Below are 1137 nucleotides of genomic sequence, written 5' to 3'. Positions count from 1 at the left end.
CGACCTGGCGGCCGGCCTTTCGTCGCCCCCTATCGGCCAGAAAGAGGAACAGCCCGCGGCTTTGCCCCCCCCCCGTCCGGGTGTCGGCGGGTTGGCCCCCGGGACGGGCGGCTGCGGCGGCGGGGATCAGGCCGGGGCGAGACCGGACCGGGCGGCGCTCTCCTCGTCGCCGGCGTCTTCGTCTTCGTCTTCGAAGTCGGACTCCTCGTCGAAGACGGAGCTCACGTCGAAGCGGTGCAGCACGTCCTGCGGATCGGTCTGCCCGAAGGGCGAGTTGAGCCAGTCCCCCGGTTCCGCGACCTCCTCCAGGGCGGCGACCCAGAGGGTGGAGTCGCCCTCCTCCAGGCCGAACTCCTTGTAGCGGGAGGCGATCTCGTCGGGCTCGTACTCCCCGAAGAGCACGCCGAGCGCCCCGGCGGTCCCTCCGTCGTCGAGGAGTTCGGCGTCCCGGTCGTGCGCGGCGACCCGTTCGGCCTGGGCGATCAGCCGCGCCGGTTCGACGACGGCGTAGTCGCGGCGGATGAGCACGCTGAACGCGGCGGGCTCGGCGGGGCCGGTGTACGGGGCACCGGTCTCGGGTGTGGGGATCTCGAAGGGGGTGACCTCGTCGTAGCGGTCGTAGAGGAGTTCGTCGTACTCCTCGGCCGCGGCGGCGAGTTCGTTGAAGGCGGCGTAGACGGCCGGGTCCTCGTCCCCGATCCTGCTCTCGACCGCGGCGAGGTGACGGTCGAGTGCGGCCTTGACCGCCTCGGCGGCGGCGCGTACCTCGGCAACAGTGGGCAGAGCGGCATCAGACATAGTGCAGACGCTATCCGTAGCGGGCCGGTGCCCGCACAATAGATGCGATGCCGGAATACGAATTCGTCGACGTGTACGTGCCCCGAGGTACGCCCCGCAAGGAGGCGACCCGCCTGCTGACCGATCATGCGGAATACGGAAATTGGGAGCTGGACCGCCTGACCCTGTACCGGGACGGCAGCCGCCGCGCGCGGTTGCGCCGCCGGATCATCCGCCAGCTCCGCGCGACCTGGTGACGGGGGGGGACCAGAAGGGGGAGGGAGTGGGGGGGGGCGCGGGGGGGGGGGGGGGGGGGGGGGGGGAGGTGGGGGGGGGGGACGGCAGGAGGCCGGGGTAGGG

2 protein-coding genes are annotated in these 1137 nt (G+C 72.3%); one reads left to right on the top strand and one right to left on the bottom strand.

Annotated elements, in window-relative coordinates; genetic code table 11:
- Positions 1 to 126: 126 nt before the first annotated feature.
- On the bottom strand, positions 127 to 798 hold the full coding sequence (locus AC07A6_RS19145; RefSeq protein WP_478777807.1) for a hypothetical protein: 672 nt from the start codon (positions 796 to 798) through the stop codon (positions 127 to 129).
- A 47-nt stretch (positions 799 to 845) separates the two neighbouring features.
- Between AC07A6_RS19145 and AC07A6_RS19140 the strand changes: the two genes are divergently transcribed.
- Positions 846 to 1034 (top strand): DUF5703 family protein, encoded by a 189-nt coding sequence (locus AC07A6_RS19140; protein WP_007263208.1) that lies wholly within the window; start codon positions 846 to 848, stop codon positions 1032 to 1034.
- Positions 1035 to 1137 lie beyond the last annotated feature (103 nt).

This window comes from Streptomyces sp. NPDC044002, assembly GCF_056434525.1.
Note: the sequence above shows the minus strand (reverse complement) of the source record. Positions and strands in the feature narration are given on the sequence as shown.

Coding starts and splice junctions, on each gene's coding strand:
- AC07A6_RS19145 (WP_478777807.1), bottom strand. CDS start 798: ATGTCTGATGCCGCTCTGCCCACTGTTGCCGAGGTACGCGCCGCCGCC.
- AC07A6_RS19140 (WP_007263208.1), top strand. CDS start 846: ATGCCGGAATACGAATTCGTCGACGTGTACGTGCCCCGAGGTACGCCC.